18 protein-coding genes and 1 pseudogene are annotated in these 16,707 nt (G+C 46.8%); 6 read left to right on the plus strand and 13 right to left on the minus strand.

Going from position 1 to position 16,707, the window contains the following annotated elements; translation table 11 throughout:
• The first annotated feature begins 39 nt into the window (after positions 1-39).
• From BT142_RS14665 to BT142_RS20025, 3 genes and pseudogenes are all read left to right on the plus strand, one after another.
• Positions 40-735: an ATP-binding protein gene (locus tag BT142_RS14665; protein WP_072418939.1), complete on the plus strand. Its 696-nt coding sequence runs from the start codon at positions 40-42 to the stop codon at positions 733-735.
• 14 nt (positions 736-749) lie between these two features.
• Positions 750-2,378, plus strand: coding sequence for a hydroxylamine reductase (gene hcp / locus BT142_RS14670; RefSeq protein ID WP_072418940.1), 1,629 nt, complete (start codon positions 750-752; stop codon positions 2,376-2,378).
• 47 nt (positions 2,379-2,425) lie between these two features.
• A pseudogene (locus tag BT142_RS20025) lies at positions 2,426-3,499 on the plus strand (pyridoxamine 5'-phosphate oxidase family protein); the annotation flags it as partial.
• Here BT142_RS20025 and BT142_RS20030 read toward each other — a convergent pair.
• From BT142_RS20030 to BT142_RS14690, 4 genes are all read right to left on the minus strand, one after another.
• Positions 3,470-4,549 carry a site-specific integrase gene (locus BT142_RS20030; protein ID WP_347497746.1) on the minus strand — a complete coding sequence of 360 codons (1,080 nt, stop codon included), beginning with the start codon at positions 4,547-4,549 and terminating at the stop codon, positions 3,470-3,472. The pseudogene BT142_RS20025 and the gene BT142_RS20030 overlap by 30 nt on opposite strands.
• A gap of 117 nt (positions 4,550-4,666) precedes the next feature.
• Entirely contained in the window at positions 4,667-4,837 is a 171-nt protein-coding gene (locus BT142_RS19220; protein ID WP_175444972.1) for a hypothetical protein, read from the minus strand.
• A 141-nt stretch (positions 4,838-4,978) separates the two neighbouring features.
• On the minus strand, positions 4,979-5,296 hold the full coding sequence (locus BT142_RS14685; protein WP_072418941.1) for a hypothetical protein: 318 nt from the start codon (positions 5,294-5,296) through the stop codon (positions 4,979-4,981).
• Positions 5,297-5,534: 238 nt separating this feature from the next.
• The gene (locus BT142_RS14690; RefSeq protein WP_072418942.1) at positions 5,535-6,464 is read right to left on the minus strand and encodes a S66 peptidase family protein; all 930 of its coding nucleotides are present in this window, start codon (positions 6,462-6,464) and stop codon (positions 5,535-5,537) included.
• Positions 6,465-6,938: 474 nt separating this feature from the next.
• Here BT142_RS14690 and BT142_RS14695 point away from each other — a divergent pair, with 474 nt between their 5' ends.
• Positions 6,939-7,346: a plasmid mobilization protein gene (locus tag BT142_RS14695; RefSeq protein ID WP_072418943.1), complete on the plus strand. Its 408-nt coding sequence runs from the start codon at positions 6,939-6,941 to the stop codon at positions 7,344-7,346.
• Between the two features lie 133 nt (positions 7,347-7,479).
• On the plus strand, positions 7,480-7,692 hold the full coding sequence (locus BT142_RS14700; RefSeq protein WP_072418944.1) for a hypothetical protein: 213 nt from the start codon (positions 7,480-7,482) through the stop codon (positions 7,690-7,692).
• A 175-nt stretch (positions 7,693-7,867) separates the two neighbouring features.
• Here BT142_RS14700 and BT142_RS14705 read toward each other — a convergent pair whose 3' ends face one another.
• Complete coding sequence (locus BT142_RS14705) at positions 7,868-8,650, minus strand: helix-turn-helix domain-containing protein (protein ID WP_072418945.1); 783 nt, start codon at positions 8,648-8,650, stop codon at positions 7,868-7,870.
• A 514-nt stretch (positions 8,651-9,164) separates the two neighbouring features.
• Between BT142_RS14705 and BT142_RS14710 the strand changes: the two genes are divergently transcribed.
• Positions 9,165-9,377, plus strand: a complete 213-nt coding sequence (locus BT142_RS14710; protein ID WP_072418946.1) for a hypothetical protein — start codon at positions 9,165-9,167, stop codon at positions 9,375-9,377.
• Between the two features lie 120 nt (positions 9,378-9,497).
• On the opposite strand, the gene BT142_RS14715 is transcribed toward BT142_RS14710, so the two are convergent.
• From BT142_RS14715 to BT142_RS14750, 8 genes are all read right to left on the minus strand, one after another.
• A complete protein-coding gene (locus BT142_RS14715; RefSeq protein ID WP_207647529.1) occupies positions 9,498-9,917 on the minus strand; it encodes a hypothetical protein in 420 nt (139 codons plus the stop codon).
• Positions 9,918-10,163, minus strand: a complete 246-nt coding sequence (locus BT142_RS14720) for a nucleotidyltransferase domain-containing protein (protein ID WP_072418948.1) — start codon at positions 10,161-10,163, stop codon at positions 9,918-9,920.
• Positions 10,160-10,624 (minus strand): HIT family protein, encoded by a 465-nt coding sequence (locus tag BT142_RS14725; protein WP_072418949.1) that lies wholly within the window; start codon positions 10,622-10,624, stop codon positions 10,160-10,162. Before BT142_RS14725 ends, BT142_RS14720 begins: the two co-directional genes overlap by 4 nt.
• A 32-nt stretch (positions 10,625-10,656) precedes the next feature.
• The gene (locus BT142_RS14730; protein WP_175545506.1) at positions 10,657-11,880 is read right to left on the minus strand and encodes a S41 family peptidase; all 1,224 of its coding nucleotides are present in this window, start codon (positions 11,878-11,880) and stop codon (positions 10,657-10,659) included.
• A gap of 194 nt (positions 11,881-12,074) precedes the next feature.
• Complete coding sequence (locus BT142_RS14735) at positions 12,075-12,485, minus strand: NUDIX hydrolase (RefSeq protein ID WP_072418951.1); 411 nt, start codon at positions 12,483-12,485, stop codon at positions 12,075-12,077.
• 9 nt (positions 12,486-12,494) lie between these two features.
• Entirely contained in the window at positions 12,495-14,612 is a 2,118-nt protein-coding gene (locus BT142_RS14740) for a serine hydrolase (protein WP_072418952.1), read from the minus strand.
• Between the two features lie 24 nt (positions 14,613-14,636).
• Positions 14,637-15,326 carry a hypothetical protein gene (locus BT142_RS14745; protein WP_072418953.1) on the minus strand — a complete coding sequence of 230 codons (690 nt, stop codon included), beginning with the start codon at positions 15,324-15,326 and terminating at the stop codon, positions 14,637-14,639.
• Positions 15,327-15,340: 14 nt separating this feature from the next.
• A complete protein-coding gene (locus BT142_RS14750) occupies positions 15,341-16,699 on the minus strand; it encodes a serine hydrolase domain-containing protein (protein ID WP_072418954.1) in 1,359 nt (452 codons plus the stop codon).
• Positions 16,700-16,707 lie beyond the last annotated feature (8 nt).

A 16,707-nucleotide genomic window follows, 5' to 3' on the forward strand; every position in this document is an offset into this window, starting at 1 on the left:
TATACTATAATGGATACAGAAAGTCAAGGAGGTATGGCTATGATACGGAAAATAATTGAGATAAACGAAGAAAAATGCAACGGCTGCGGTCTGTGTGCAAAGGCTTGTCATGAGGGTGCTATCGCTATCGTGAACGGCAAGGCTAAGCTCATGCGTGACGATTTCTGCGACGGTTTCGGTGACTGTCTCCCTGCCTGTCCTATGGACGCTATCCACTTCATCGAGCGTGAAGCGGCGGCTTATGACGAAAAGTCGGTACAGGCAAACAAGCAGAAAAAGTACGCTTGCAGCGGTTTCACTTGTCCGGGTTCTGCATTGCAGAGCTTTACGCCAAAAGAAGATGACAGCGATGTTCGTGTTCCAGGCTGTCTGCGACAGTTCCCGATACAGATAAAGCTCCTGCCGACTAATGCACCCTATTTCAACGGTGCTGATCTGCTTATCGCTGCCGATTGTACAGCTTACGCCTACGGAAACTTCCACCATGATTTTATCCGTGGGAAGATCACGCTCATCGGCTGTCCGAAGCTCGATGCTGTTGATTACTCCGAAAAGCTGACAGAGATATTCCGTAATAACGATATAAAGAGCATCACTCTCACAAGAATGACCGTACCATGCTGTGGAGGTATGGAGTATGCGATAAAACGTGCGATAGAAGCAAGCGGTAAGGATATTCCGCTTGAAGTTGCAGTCATTTCGCCGGACGGCAGTATCGTTGAGATAAGAAAATAACGGAGGTATTTATCATGGAACAGAAAATGTTTTGCTATCAGTGTCAGGAAACAGCAGGCTGTAAGGGGTGTACCGCTTGCGGTGTCTGCGGTAAACAACCCGAAGTCGCAGTAATGCAGGACTTGCTTGTGTACGTTACAAAGGGATTGTCTGCGTTGACAACTCAGCTCCGTGCAGAGGGAAAGACTGTCGATAAGACTGTTAATCATCTTATCAGCGTGAACTTGTTTGCTACGATCACAAATGCGAATTTTGATAATGAGAGTATCATCGCCCGTATCAAGAAAACTCTTGCCGTTAAGGAAGATCTGCTCGCTAAGGTGAATGATAAAAATATGCTCCCCGAAGCAGCTCTTTGGAACGGTTCGGACTATGCCGGGAAAGCAAAGACTGTCGGCGTACTTGCAACAGAGAATGAGGATATACGCTCTCTGCGTGAGCTGATAACCTACGGTCTGAAAGGACTTGCGGCATATACAAAACACGCAAACGCTCTGCTGAATGATGATGATGAGCTTGATGCTTTCTTACAGTCGGCTCTTGCTAAAACACTTGATGACAGTCTGTCGGTCGATGACCTTGTGGCTCTCACGCTGGAAGTCGGCAAGTACGGCGTTCAGGGTATGGCTGACCTTGATGCTGCCAATACTACAGCATACGGCAATCCTGAGATCACGACAGTTGATATCGGTGTCCGCAAAAATCCTGCAATACTGATCTCAGGTCACGATCTGAAAGACCTTGAAATGCTCCTTGAGCAGACAAAGGATACGGGAGTTGATGTTTATACGCACTCGGAAATGCTACCTGCGCATTATTATCCGTTCTTCAAAAAGTATCCGCATTTCGCAGGAAACTACGGCAATGCGTGGTGGAAGCAGAAAGAGGAATTTGAGAGCTTTAACGGTCCGGTGCTGATGACCACAAACTGCATCGTTCCGCCGAAGGACAGCTACAAGAACAGGCTTTGGACAACAGGTGCCGCAGGCTATCCGGGCTGTAAGCATATTGACGCACCCTACGGAGAAGTAAAGGACTTTTCAGCGATCATCGAACAGGCTAAAAAATGTCCTCCGCCGACTGAAATCGAAACCGGCTCTATTATCGGCGGCTTTGCCCATGAACAGGTATTTGCACTTGCCGATACAGTTGTAGAAGCTGTAAAATCAGGGGCTATCCGCAAATTCGTAGTCATGGCAGGCTGTGACGGCAGAGCGAAGTCCAGAAGCTACTATGAGGATTTTGCAAAGGCTTTGCCGAAAGATACCGTTATACTGACAGCAGGCTGTGCGAAATACAAGTACAACAAGCTGAACCTCGGTGACATCGGCGGTATCCCCAGAGTGCTTGATGCAGGACAGTGCAACGATTCTTATTCACTTGCTCTTATCGCCCTGAAGCTGAAAGAGGTATTCGGGCTTGATGATGTGAATGATCTGCCTATCGTTTATAATATTGCGTGGTATGAGCAGAAAGCCGTTATCGTACTGCTGGCTCTGCTGTATCTCGGCGTGAAGAATATCCACCTCGGACCGACTCTGCCTGCATTCCTGTCACCGAATGTCGCAAACGTACTTGTGGATAATTTCGGAATTGCAGGAATCACGACAGTTGAGGAAGATATGAGGATATTCGGCTTATGAGAAGAAAAGACAGAGAAGTCACCGACCTGAGCGATATTATCGGTATAATGGAGAACTGCGATGTATGCAGACTGGCTCTGAATGATGACGGCTTTCCGTACATTCTGCCGCTGAATTTCGGTATGGCTGTGAACGGCGATAAGATAACGCTGTATTTTCATAGTGCCTTAGAGGGATACAAGGTCGGTCTTATCCGAAACGACAACAGAGCTTCCTTTGAGATGGACTGCAAGCACCAACTTCAATACTTTGAGGATAAGGGCTACTGCACAATGGCGTATGAGAGCGTTATCGGCAGAGGGCATATCCGTATCCTTCCCGATGAGGAAAAGCTCCCAGCACTGAAATTGCTGATGGCGCATTATCATGACGGAAAAGATGTACCGTTCAGCACAGCGGCTATTCAGAGGACGCTTGTGTATGCTTTGGAAACGGGCTTTTATCAGGGCGGTAAAGTTCAGTTCGGCTATACTCCCGAAAGACGGACTATCAACGGCAAGACAGGTTCGGTGCTTGTTCCCTCGGAGAATGCTGAGGCAGTGCGTGTGGCGTATGACCTGTATCAGCACCCTGAAAATTCTCTGACAGATATTATCCGCTACATGACGGAGAACGGTATCAATGCTTCAAGACCGACACCACGCACAAAGACGGGCATTTCCAATCTTGACAGATCGCACCTGAGCCGTATCCTTGAAAATCCGCTTTATGTGAGGGCTGACAAAGAGGTCTACCGCTATTTTCTTTCCAAAGGATATGAAATGCTTGATGAGATCGAAGCCTATGACGGCATTCACGGCTTGTTTGTCCACGCCGGGCTTGATGATACGCATTTTGTCAAGGTAGCCTACCATGAGGGGCTTGTGCCTGCGGAAACGTGGCTGAGAGTGCAGGACAGGAAGTCGCACCAGAGTAAGTTTCCGACAAACGGCAAGGCTATGAACTCTTGGCTTGTGGGTATGGTGAAATGTGCCTGCTGTGGCTATGCAATGCACTTCAATCACTGTGCCAACAGAAAAGGTGTGGTATATCATCGTTTTATCGACTACGGCAAGTTCACGCTGAACGGCTGTCCCACTCCGCCCATTCAGTTAAAGCCGAGACAGGTCGAGGACGCTGTGCTGAAAGAGATGCAGAAGCGTATCGAACAGCTCAAGATCGCAAAGCGTGAGGACAGCAAGCCCGACACCGAAACAGAGAGTATCAAGACGGAGATCATTCGCATTGACGGTGAGATCCAGAAGCTCATGGAAAAGCTCGCAGATGCGGACAGCGTACTCTTTGACTACATACAGAAGCGTGTGAGCGCCCTGCACGAACAGAAGTCGGAGCTTGATAAAAAAATGCAGACTATGTGCCGTAAGCGTAAAGTGATCGACACAAAGCCTTTCCTCTGCGTAATCGTCCGCAGACACGGCAAAATCATCACGGTAGATAAAGTCGTTTCCCGTGTTGTAGGGCGGGTCGATGTAGATCATCTTCACCTTGCCGAGATAGCTTTCCTGCAGCAGTTTCAGCACTTCAAGGTTGTCGCCCTCGATATAGAGGTTTTCGGTGGTGTCCCAGTTCACGCTCTCCTCCACGCAGGGGCGCAGTGTCTTGCGGATAGGACGGTTCGCCTCAGCAATCGCCGCCTTTTTACCCACCCAAGTAAATTCATAGGCTTCGTCGCCCTCGGCAATATCCTCGCTCAGCATCGCATGGAGCATCTCAAAGTTGACAGCCTTTTTCAGCTTGCCGTTCTCGTCAGCCGTTTCCGTGATGCAGTTCGGGAAATCTGCGTTATACAGTATCTTGGCAAAGCGGTACTGCATAGTCCTCGGTTCAACAGGCTTCTTCCTGCCCGATACCACATACACCTCGCCGTTATCCTTAAACTGCCTGAGCAGAGGGAGCAGACAATCGGGAATGGGGATCGTCCTCTTGGAGCTTTCGCTTTTCGGCTCGGTGATGATGAGCTTGGTGTGCCTTGCACCCGTTCTGCACTGTACCCGCTGAATTGTCTTGCTGACGGTCAAAGTCCGTTTTTCAAGGTCTATGTCCTTCCATTGAAGGGCGCAGACCTCTCCTATTCGCAAGCCCATATACATGGAAATGGATATACCCACGCTTGTAACAGACGGGCGCTTGTCCAGATATTTTTCAAGCCTGAGCTGCTGTTCCTTATTCATGACAGCAATTTCAGGCTTATTCTTTTTCGGGAGAACGATACCGTCAAGTACGTTACGGATACGATATCTATATTGTAGCGCATATCGGCTGAGATTGCAAGTGCTTTTTCAAATTTTTTACTCAGCGATATGCTTTGTGAGAATGTCATAGATACGATTGATCTTCGCTAACCGAATCGCTTCGGGGACATTCTCGGGGCAGGTAACTTTTACTTTAAGCGACTTGCCCTTATCGGAGATCATAGTACCTGCCTTCTCTCTGTCTACGGCAGTAGTTGTCTCTTTCAAATTGCTCCTTTCCGCCTGCGATCATCTATCTCTACACGCAATGGCTAAATGTTGCAGGGTCGTTACTCCTGCACAGGGTAGCCGTGCGGAACGGCAGAGCCGTCCCATATCACAGCTATCGTTTTGTTGTCGGATATATTTTTAATCCGAGTAAGGATTTTTCTTCTCAAAGAAAGAAGTCTGTCCGAGCATTTCTTCCTCGTCAGCAATCACAGCAGAGCTGTTATCCGACACTGATTTTTCATCAGCACTGGACGTAGCCGCCTGCTCGTGTTCTCTTGCGATCATATCCGCAAGAGCCTGTCCCTCACAGCTATACTGTTTGCACAGCGACTGATAGATCAGCAGAGCTTTCTGCTCACTCAGCTTTTCACATTCTGCCGTATCGGACTTGATACGCTCTTTCAGCTTGCCGATCTTCTCATCGAGCTTCGTGATCTTCTTTGCGATGTCAGTCATATCATCACCCCCAATCGTTTGGACTTCGGAAATCAATTTCCACACTCCAATTATAGCGCGCAACAAGGGGCTTTGTCTACTGGTATTGCGCACGAAGATTTGTGTGCCGGATAGGTTTTCCGTTCGACAAATTGTTATGGGGAAAATGAAAAAGCTGCGGAGCGGAGTTCGCTCACACAGCTTGTAGGGTTATTCAATTTTGAATGGTGATTGGGTTGTTGCTAAGATAAATGAGAATTTAATGCTCTATGATTTTAAGGTCAATGCTATTATTTACCGATAAACGAACTCTTCCACCGATAGGAAAAGAGAACATCGGAAATACATGACCGAAATCTACACCAAATACAATTGGAATGTCAGGAGATACTTTGTCCTTGACGATTGCTTTTACAATATCTTCGGTCATTTTGCAGCTTTCATCAAATCTGCCGAATACGATTCCTCTTATCGTGTCTGCTCCGCTGATTTGAAGAAGCGATTGCAGATTACGGTCAAATTCGCATAAGAAGTAATCGCCCATGATATTATCATCTTCAAGGAACAATACTCTATTTTCAATCTCAGGCATATAAGGCGTACCCTGTAATAGATTCAACGTACAAAGATTTCCTCCTATTATCTCGCCCTCACATTTTCCTTTCTGAATGACTGTATAACTTTGCGAAGCTACTGACGGTGTGACAGCGAAAGAAGCGTCACTCATTATACATTCCGAAAAGTATTTTTCCGTATATTCACGCTCGTTAAGAAATCCGAGTGCCGCAAGGTGAGGTGCATGGTATGTCACCAAGCCCGTTTTTGCATAAACGGCATTAAGTAAAGCTGTTATATCCGAATATCCGCAAAGTATCTTCGGATTTGCTCTTATCAGCTCATAATCAAGATACGGCAATATTTCATTTGCATTAAATCCACCGATACAAGCCATTACTGCCTTGACGTTTTTATCTGCAAATGCTTCATGTATATCATCGACACGAGAGCGAATAGACGAAGATAAAAACATATTAGTTTCTCTGCAATTTTTGGAAAAGGTTACATTGAAGCCCTTGTCCTTCAGAAAAGTGAATGCGCTTTCATAAATATCAGGACGAACCCTCGTCAAACTGCTTGACGGAGCGATAATGCGAATCTCATCTTCTGGGTTCAATTTTTGGGGTATCATTCTGTCACCGCCTTATTAAATTCCGATTTTCACGAGCAAGCCGTGTGCTTGCTCTTACTTCTTTATTGTACCACACCTCCCCCGAAAAAGCAATACTCATTTTCATCAAACATATACTTGAACAGTCGCACAGCTCCAAATGCTTTGACGAGCGAGAGAGCGACTATAAGAGATCGTTCAGAAATATTTTCATAGAAACGATGATAACAAATCATCCCGACCTGAACGGTCGGAAGAATATCAGAAACACACCCAGCAAGCTCTGCATATTGTGTACACAAGTTCACAATATGCGCTGGCTTTCAAACCCAGCAAGCACGGTATTCATGGGGTACATTTTGAAAAATAACCACCCTGAATACAACAGCTTGTTAGAGGGTTTTGCACCCCTAAGACCCCGCTTGAAAAATGAAAGAAAAAGTGATATAATGGATATTGAAAATGGGCGAATACTATTATTATGGAGGTTTGTCTATGAACGTAAAATCAGACGAGGAACGGAAGTCAAAGGTGCTGAAAGTCCGCTTGAACGACAAGGAGTTTGCCAAGCTGAAACAGTATACGGAGGAAAGCGGTCTGCGCTCTATGTCGGAGTATATTTTCAACTCGATTCTTGCCACACCCATAATCGAGATCACGGACGAAGAACTTGCACCCGAAAAGGCAAGATTCAAAGAGATTGCCGACCGCATAAATTCTATCGCCATTCAGGTCAATCAGACGGGAAATATTTATCCCGAAGATATGCAGGAAATCCGTCAGGGAGTTACTGAAATTTCTGCTATGCTTGCAGAGTATCGGGCAAAGCTGGAGAGCCTTGCTGTCACTCCGCAGACATTCAGAGTGATAGTCGATAAGGCTCACGAGGACGTAAAAAAATAAGAGGAAAATGCACCGAGGAAATTGCTTTTATTGCTGTGCCCTGCACAAGAATTATTACAATTATCCTGATATGCCGGACTCCGAGATCATTGTGGGCTATAATATGGTTACTATGAAATTGGAGGTGCGGTATATGTTAGCAATACCCGAATTGGCAATGCCGAGAACAAACAAGGTCACTACCGTATGCAACGGCAGGCGTGAGGTCTGGACGGATTATGAACAAGCAAAGGCATTTTTCCTTGAATTGATGATGACCGCCGAGGGCGAGGAACGTGAACGAGCAGAGTGCGTTTATATCCAGCTCTTACACGGGCTTGACGAATGTTCAGACGAGGACGAATAATCAGAAAAGGCTTTGCAGAAATGCAGAGCCTTTTGCTATACTCTCAGACGAACGAAAAAGCTCCACAGAGCCGTCCGAGCTTTGCGGAGCGAAACTAAAGCTGAAAAGGAAAAAGCCCTCAGACTCGCTCCGAGGACTTTGTATACTTACATTGCAGGTATGCCGCATCTACAGTTTACAGCTTTTCAAGCTCATTCTCAAAAAAGCCTTTATAATTTTCGCTCACAGGCAGATCAGCCACGACCTCCAACAGTTTTATCGCTCTTTCTATCTCCGCCATTGCTTTGCCCTTATCACCGATCTCTTCATAATACTCCGCTATCTTCTGCTGCATTTGCAGGAGATTCCCCAGTGAACAATTTCGCTCCTTTGTGGCGGCTTCAAACTTTTTCTCTCCGTCAAACAGAAATGCGATCTCGGTCAGCTTTGAAAAGTATATCTCCGGTATCTGTTCGATCGCTGCCGCAGCACTCTCAATGTCACCTTTTGCTTTGTAAGCATAGGCAAGAAAACGCAGCGAATCATACCGTACCTCGCTGTCAGACGTGCGCTCTATCAGCTTTGAAGCGAGCCGTATTGTTTCATCGGGAGCATCTGAATAATTTATGACATAGAGCATATTATTCAGGATTATCTCATTGTCGGGATACTGTTCCAGCCCCTCCTCAAGGATAGCTCTGCTTTTAGCCGGGTCGCTTTCACGAAATTCATACGCTCTATTGCATATCTCATCGACTTCCTGATCAATATCGTTCTTGCTGTAATCAAACAGCTCGTCAATGCTTACACCGAAATATCTTGCGATAGTCGGCACAAGTGCAATGTCTGGCAGAGCAATATTATTCTCCCACTTGCTCACCGCCTGAAAGCTGACCCCCAGTGCCTCCCCAAGCTCCTCCTGTGTGAGCTTGTGGCTCCGGCGCAGATCCTTGATCTTGTTTCCGATAGTAATGTTCATGTTCATACCTCATTTCATTTTTTGAAAAGCGCTTTTCTTGTTATCATTATAGCATATTGGTGGCAGTATAGCAATAACTTTGTAGGTTTGTGTATTCAACCATAGGTTGAGCTCTGTCAGAATAGTGGGGCATACCCACACAAGGCAGGTATGCCGCAAGCAATTCATTTAGTTTAGTTTCGCCGATCAGAGTTTTACCAACATCAAAATAACCATTCAGCTTTCATATAAAACTCCATATATCTCATATTTATCAGCCGTCGTCAATCTCGGCACATAGCTGCTCTTGCAGAGTATCAAGCAAAGTTGGAGCGCTTTGCAGTGACACCGCAGACGTTCAGATCGATAGTCGATAAAGCTCACGAGGACGTGAAGAAATAGGAGAAAAATGCACCGAGGAAAATGCTTTTATTGCTGCGCCCTACACAAGAATTATTACAGATAATTCGCAGAGCTGGACTCCGAAAACGGAATAGGCTATAATATAGCTACTATGAAATTGGAGGTGCTTCAAATGTTAGCAATACCCGAATTGGCGATGCCGAGAACACGCAAGGTCACTACTGTCTGCAATGGCAGGCGTGAGGTCTGGACAGACTACGAAGAAGCTAAGGCATATTTCCTTGAAATGATTATGACCACCGAGGGCGAGGAGCGCAAAAGAGCAGAGTGTGTTTACATTCAGCTTTTACACGGACTTGACAAGTGCAGCGATGAGGACGAATAACCAGCGTAAGGGCTTTGCAGAAATGCAGAGCCTTTTGCTATGCCCTCAGACGAACGGAAATACCTCTCAGAGCCGTTCAAGCTGATTATGGGGAAAATATCCGCTGAAAAAGAAAAAGGCTCAGAGAGAGTTCTCTGAGCTTTCACATATCCAATCAATTAGCTTCATCATAGCATTCGCTCGTGATCCAATGTTCCCCGTCAAAAGATCGTCAAACCAATCTTCCCACGGCGCATCGGTCAGTTCATCGTGCTTTGCATACGCAAGACTTGAAGGCGGCATAGGTTTATTGTTTTTCGCCCATACTCCTTCTAAGACCTTCCATGTGTTCGTCGAAAGCAAATAGGAAAGTCTTTTCTCATCTTTATTATCGAGTGCTGCAAGCAGCTTGATCCTTGTAGCTGACAGCAAATAACGTATGCTGTCATACTCCTTCTTGGGAGTAGAATAGGAGCTGTATATATCCTTTGCCTCTGAGATCAAAGTGTTCAGCTTTCCGGCATTATTAACGATGATTTTAGAGTAAAGATATTTATACACCTAGGCAGCGTTTTTGTCAAGGGCATATTTAAGCGTTTCAAACTTATGATAATGCTTCTCAACCAAGATACCGTCGATATATTCACTTTCAAAGCGGTCACGGTCACAAAGGATAATAATATCAAGATCAGAATGCTCTGCAGCCTCGCCATATGCTACTGAGCCGGTAAGCAGGACAGCATTTACTGTGCTGTCCTGAATCAGCTTATCCGCTTCCTGCTCCAGTATTCCCAGATGCTTTTTCATATCAGCTTCTCCAATTCCTCAAGCAGTCTGCGCTTCAAATCCGCAAGCTGTTCCTCGTCGGGTCTGTTATCATCGGAATACATCTTTTCCATAGGATACCACCAGACAGGACCTCTGCCGTTATTGCCGTAGTTCTCAACATCACCGCTGACCCTCGGGAACAGATGCCAATGAAGGTGCGCATCACCCATTCCGAGAAGCTCGTAGTTTATCTTCTCCGCACCGAATGCCTTAGACACAGCTTCGGCAACGACCGTCATTTCTTCAAGGAATTTCGCCCGTTCCATCGAGTCAAGGTGGAACAGCTCGGTCTTGTCTCCGTGGTGCTTGTAGAGAAACAGCGTGTAGCCACGAAAATGCTGATTATCACCTATCACCACATACCCTGTTTCAAGCTCCTTGACGAAATATGGGTTTGTTCCGTTTTGTATCATTTTTATTCTGTCGCATATCAGGCACATTTTAATCGCTCCTCACAATCGCTGACGATAGCTTACAGTCCGGATTTTTCCTTCAATACTGCAATGGCTTTCTCCAAAGCCGGGTCACGTCCTTCGATATAATCCGCAAGACTGCGTTCCACCCGTATATCTGGTGAAAATCCCTTGTTGTAGATATCCTCACCGTTCTGAGCGATGCATCTCATCGTGCATATACGGAAAGCACCGCCGCTTTCAAGAGGTATACACAGCGGCTGTCCCGAAGAGCCTGCGGTGTTGCCGCCTATGAATACTGCATCGGTGTTAGCTTTCATCGCATCTACAAAATCCTCGCCAGCCGAGAAAGTGTACTCGTTCATAAGCACGGCGATAGGTCCTTTCAACTTTCCAGTAGCGTGGTTCACGGTTTTTTCAGTCACACTCTCGAAAAAAATATGCCGGCTCATTCTGTATTCCTTGATGCTTTCCTCGTCCGTGTATCTTTCTTCAAACTCGGACGTGGTTATATTTTTCAGATCATCTCTGAACATACCCCACGCCTTGTATGTAGGCTGATACGTCTGCATCTCGCCACTGAAATTTTGAAAATCTCCGTCAATGAACATTGCTGCAATCTGATGTCCGTTGAAGCTGTTGCCGCCTGTGTTCCCTCTGACATCAATTATAAAAGCCTTTGCCTTGCTGAGCCCATCAAAATGCCCGTAGATAGTTTCGGGCATAGAGTTGTCGGCAAATGACATGAATTTCATGACCGCAATGCCGTCATCGGTCATTTCGAATTTATACGATTCCCCGCTAACTATAAGTCTCCTGCCGGTTTCTGCTGCACCGGGAGTTTCGGCGTACCATCTGATTTTAGCAGCTTCTTCTCTTGTGAGCGTGACATCAAATTCTCTGCCGTCCTTCTCAAATTTGAACAGAGCACTGCTACCGACCCTTCCGTACATCAGCTCGATCATTGCATTTTTTCCACAGGCGGCTTCATTGGCGTGCCAGATATAGGGATAGCAGTTCTCGCGGACATATTCTGCGGCATCTGTACCGTCTATCCTCTTGACTATGCTGTAAAGCGGTATCCTGTCCTTATATTCTTCCGAAACGCATATTACCGCAATTTCTTTTCCAAACCTGAATAAGTATACAGGAAAAGCCGAAAAATACTGTGCGTCCTGCCACACATACTCCGGAAAAGATACATCCGTATGTCCGTCGCAAAGCAGAGCGGCAAACCTCCTCATTTCACGGTAATACTCATAGGCATCCTTTGCCGCAAGCACCCGCGGGAATGCTTTTTTGTATTCCTCATCCCAGTCGATATCCACTTTGTCCCAGAACGCAAAGTTGTATTCGGCTTCCTTCCATAGCTTTGACAGCTCATAAATTTTAAGTTCATCGGGTATAGCGTGCATTTGTGTGACATCCTCCATCGGCTGTTATTTCATTATATCACAGATTTCTTATGATTTCTTGATTATTTTCGTAAAATATCAAACACCCGATTCTTTTCAAAATCGCTGATGATCGCTTTCGGCAGAAGCTCTCTGCACTTTGCTTCATCTGCCCATACATAAGCCTGATGTTCAAAGCTGACTGTGACATTCTCGGTCGCAGTTTCGCATAGATAAACGATCAGCAGATCGGGCAGCTTGCCTTTCAGAACACTGACATAAGCGATCTTTTTTATCTCAATATCCGTGATGCCCGTTTCCTCTTTTATCTCTCGGAACACAGCATCTTCGGGCGTTTCACCGTCCTCGATATTGCCGCCTGCGTTCTCCCAGGTGTTTGCACCCGTGTGGTCATTTTCGCATCTCTGAACTAAGAGAAATCTATTTAGCGCCCTGTTGTAAATGATACATTTCACGATGATCTTTGCTGTCATTTTGTCACCTCACAACTGATACCTATGCCGCACCGCAAATTCGGGCGCAAACTCCACCGCCGCCGTCCGTTTTGTCAGGTTGAACACCACCGAGTAATTCTCATCGCCGGGGATATGGTTCTCGTGCAGAAGCCTGAAAGCCATATCCTCATCGACAATGCCGTCATGTGCATCGAGGTACTCCTGATAGGCAAGATACCTGTCCTTGCCGAAGCCATCCATTTCGGGGTTGCCGTAAATCAGGAAATTCGAGCAGACCTGATAGGGCTTGTCGCTGCGGAGTATCTTCATCTCGCCGCCCACATACTCAATAATGACGCTGTCACCGCTTGCATCGGCTATCTGGAAATGGGTGATGTTATCAGCTGGGGACATGGTGTATTGTTCAAGAAATGCAAGGGCTTCGCTGACCGTTTTGCACCTGTCTATGATCGCACGATACAGGGAATGATTGGACAGCGGTATCTTTTTGCCGTCCGTTTCGATCTCCGTGCCGCTTGCCGTGAATATGACGAGCGCAAGCCCGTGCGCGTTCATGCCGTCCTGTATCTCATAGGGCGTACCGAGTACCCTTGCACGGTTGATCGGCTTTTCCACCGTCAGGTCATCGAACCACTCCCATTCGGTATGAAAATCGTAGCAACAGTAGTACAGCATATTTGAAATCCCGATAGTCTTGCCCGTCACGGCATTTTCCGCAAGCGTGACACCCGGCAATTTCTTGGGATTGTCAAGGTTATGGCACAGCAGAAAATCACCCTCGGCATTGCGAGCCGTAAAGCCGAAGCAGTTGTGTTTGCATTGGAAAAGAAAATCGTCGCGCACGCCCTCATACAGATGCTCGATCTGGAACTCCAGCATTGCCCATTCATCGACAGCACCGCATTTCAGGAGTTCATCCAGCGCATAATCGCCGTAATAGGTGATCTCATAGGCGTTCTCACCGGGGTATTTCCGCAGAGAATCCATTGTTCTGTTCTTGTTTTCGTCCTTGAAACGAAAGGCGTATTTTTTCTGCTCCTCCGCTTCGATGATGGGGCAGCGGATATACGGCTCTGTCACATCAAGGAGCTTTTCAAAGACCTCATCGACCTCATCATTTTGGCAAGAACTCATAAATATCAGATAGTACCGTGGTTGTTCCGGCTTGCAGAAAACATAATTCTGACAGCGGAAGGATATGGTCGAGCCGCCGTGACAGATCAGATCATAGTCACCGCCCGGATACCGCTTCCATCCACGCCAGCCGCAGCCGTAGGGATAAAACTGGAACATCGTATCCAGCGACTTTTCGCCTACGATCTGCCCTGCAAAAAATGCCCTGTCAAATCTCAGCAGGTCAAGCACATTTGAGTGAATATCTCCGCAGCCCTTGGTGGTAAAGACCTCCGGAATATAAATTCCAGTTTCGGGAACGCTCGTCACATCGCCCAGTGTGCCTGCCGAGGTGACAGTCATGCCCAGCGGCGTGAAGATCATGTCGTACATCAGATCCTTGTAGGTTCTCCCCGTGACCATTTCGAGTATCATCGCAAGCAGTCTGTAGTTGGTGTTGCTGTATTCAAAATTCGTGCCGGGGACAAAGTTCAGGTCGCACTTGTAGAGGTATTCCAAGAAATCATCTTCTGGCATAGTTCCGCCCCAAAATGATTTTCTGATAGCCTCATAGTTACCCCCAAAGAATTTATCCGGCTCTTGACTAAAGTTCACAATACCCGAACTCATATGCAGGAGGTTGAAAATCCGCATATCACCCGCCTTTTCATATTTCGGGAAATACTTTGTCACATTGTCCCAGATACTCAGCTTGCCTTCCTCGTCCAGCTTCATGATAAGCGTTGCCGTGAAGGATTTTGTGACCGAGCCGATCTCATAGATGGTCAGCGGAGACACGATCTCGCCGTCAATGTCCTTTGATCTTGAACCCGAAGTCCAGATGATGTCGCTGTCCGTTGCTAAAAGGAGTGTACCTCTGATGTTCTCGGTCTTTACAAAATCCGTGAGTTTCCCGATCAGCTCTGCATATTCCGCTTTCACGCTGTGCCAGATGTGTTCGCCTGCATATGCAATATCGGACACGCCGCTGTTTAGCTTTACAAGCTCGTTTAACACATTATCTTTATTCATTAGAAATCTCTCCTATCTCAAAAATCATATCAATGACAGCACCAATGTAATGATACCTGCTATCATAAACGGTACTGAAATAAAATATCCGATCATTCTTACTCTCTTATCGGCGGTAGGCTCGACATAGCTTCCAAGGTCATTTTCGTCGATATAAAGTGTTCTGCTTTCACCGATCTGAGGTACACCCATATTGGAATAGACCTCTTTTTCCATTCGGAGCGTTTCGCCGTTCAGCGTGAGCTCATAGACAGGGCAATGCAATACAGCCCCGCCGGAGCCTAAGCGAGTTTTGCGCTCGATGCAGATGCCCTCGACAGGTGTACTGTACTTTTCGGCAGCTCGTTTTTGTCCGATATATGCTGCAAGCGTACCACATAGTCCTGCTATCAGGAGACCGGCTCCTGCAAGTGTGGGGATATGCGCTGTGATCGCCGTCTTTGTCTGTTCACTGCCGAAGTGATATATCAGCGGAAGAGCCACTATAATTGCTCCTATGAGAATAGCTACAATGTCGATCCACAAGTCCTTTTTCTTTGCTCGCAGCATAGCTATAAGACCTGCTGTGCCGATCACAAGAAAGACTTGTCCGAGTATCACGGGAATCAGCCAGCTAAGTTCTGCCGAACGGGATGCATAGACCATTCCAACAACAGAGGCGATAAACCACAGTAGGAAAATAAAAGATAGGACAAGGCTTAATACGAATTTCATGATGTCTCCTCAATTCACAGCTTCTTGCAGGTGACACCGCCCGCCTCAAAACAGCCCTCGCCAAAGGTGTGTACCAGCATTCCTTCCTTCATGGCAAAAGCCTTCTCACCGATCGGATAGAGCCGGAATGGTATGCGTTCCCCGAAGATGTTTGCAATAGCATAAAGCGCACCGTCACGCAGACAGATCTCCTCTGTATACGCTTTGCTGTCGGCAGGATGCTCATAGCGTCCGCAGTAGGATTCCCATTCCGACTTGTCGGGATCTTTGATCGTGATCTGTTCAAGCGTCTGGATAGGATCAAACGCATTTCCCCTGATGACCGCTTCCAGAGCCGAATTCATGCTGTATTCTGCTCTGGTATCTTTGCTTTCACGGCAGCATAGTCTTACCATTACTGCATCTTCATCAACAAATCGCTCATACCATGAGGAACAGCCCGACCAGCCTCCGCTGTGGGAAACAACAAGCCCGTGATCCGGTTCATTATGGATAAACCAGCCGAAGCCGTAATCCTTACCGATCGGAGTTGCCGCATTCCCACCGTTATTCAGCTTTCCGGGGGTATACATCATTTCCTGCTCCTCACGGGTCAGCACCGTCTCATTACGCAGTGCCATGTCCCATTTCATCATATCAGAAATTGTGGAATACATATGACCACAGCCGTTCATACCGTCCGCCCAGACTGCACAACGGTCAATGCCGTTCGTATCGTCCGGCAGCACATATTTGCCGTCCCGCAGCAGATACCCGTGTGCAATATTATTGCCCATCAGTCCGTCCTTTCTTGGATGCAGTCCACAGGTCGAAGTCATTCCGGCTGGCTCAAAGATATTCGTTCGTATGTAGTCCTCAAAAGGAATGCCGGGAACCTTCTCTATGATCTCTGCCAGAAGGCAGTAACCTGTGTTGGAATATTCCCACTTTTCGCCGGGTGCAAAGCAGGGAGCTTCTCCGCATTCACAGAGAAAACGGATGATGATGTCGTTGCCCGGTATGATATTTTCCTGCTTTGCGATCTTTTCGACCCACGGCATATAATCGGGAAGTCCACCAGTGTGAGTGAGAAGATGCCGTATCGTAACGCCTGAGTAGGGTATCTCCGGGAAAAATTTTGTAATCTCGTCCTCAAGGGTAAGTAGCCCCTGTCGGCGCAGGAGCATGATCGCTGCGGCAGTAAGCTGTTTGCTCACCGAAGCGAGATAAAACAGCATATCTTCATAAATCGGCTCGTTACCGTTGGGACATTTTATACCGATGGTACCCTTTGAAATGATCTCGCCGTGTTCGGCATACAGCCAAGCACCAGTGAAACCGCCTTTTTCATGTCCTTCTCTGATCAGATCTTCTATCAGTTTACCTTTATCCAAATGTATGA

It is taken from the genome of Ruminococcus sp. YE71, assembly GCF_900119155.1.
GTDB lineage: Bacteria > Bacillota > Clostridia > Oscillospirales > Ruminococcaceae > YE71.

Bases quoted from the DNA above. Each gene is read 5' to 3' on its own strand.
- BT142_RS14695 (WP_072418943.1), top strand. From the start codon at position 6,939: ATGAACGTAAAATCAGACGAGGAACGGAAGTCAAAGGTGCTGAAAGTC.
- BT142_RS14690 (WP_072418942.1), bottom strand. From the start codon at position 6,464: ATGATACCCCAAAAATTGAACCCAGAAGATGAGATTCGCATTATCGCT.
- BT142_RS14720 (WP_072418948.1), bottom strand. From the start codon at position 10,163: ATGAAAAAGCATCTGGGAATACTGGAGCAGGAAGCGGATAAGCTGATT.
- BT142_RS14665 (WP_072418939.1), top strand. From the start codon at position 40: ATGATACGGAAAATAATTGAGATAAACGAAGAAAAATGCAACGGCTGC.
- BT142_RS14740 (WP_072418952.1), bottom strand. From the start codon at position 14,612: ATGAATAAAGATAATGTGTTAAACGAGCTTGTAAAGCTAAACAGCGGC.
- BT142_RS14705 (WP_072418945.1), bottom strand. From the start codon at position 8,650: ATGAACATTACTATCGGAAACAAGATCAAGGATCTGCGCCGGAGCCAC.
- BT142_RS20030 (WP_347497746.1), bottom strand. From the start codon at position 4,549: ATGAATAAGGAACAGCAGCTCAGGCTTGAAAAATATCTGGACAAGCGC.
- BT142_RS14735 (WP_072418951.1), bottom strand. From the start codon at position 12,485: ATGACAGCAAAGATCATCGTGAAATGTATCATTTACAACAGGGCGCTA.
- BT142_RS14685 (WP_072418941.1), bottom strand. From the start codon at position 5,296: ATGACTGACATCGCAAAGAAGATCACGAAGCTCGATGAGAAGATCGGC.
- BT142_RS14745 (WP_072418953.1), bottom strand. From the start codon at position 15,326: ATGAAATTCGTATTAAGCCTTGTCCTATCTTTTATTTTCCTACTGTGG.
- BT142_RS14700 (WP_072418944.1), top strand. From the start codon at position 7,480: ATGTTAGCAATACCCGAATTGGCAATGCCGAGAACAAACAAGGTCACT.
- BT142_RS14725 (WP_072418949.1), bottom strand. From the start codon at position 10,624: ATGTGCCTGATATGCGACAGAATAAAAATGATACAAAACGGAACAAAC.
- BT142_RS14710 (WP_072418946.1), top strand. From the start codon at position 9,165: ATGTTAGCAATACCCGAATTGGCGATGCCGAGAACACGCAAGGTCACT.
- hcp (WP_072418940.1), top strand. From the start codon at position 750: ATGGAACAGAAAATGTTTTGCTATCAGTGTCAGGAAACAGCAGGCTGT.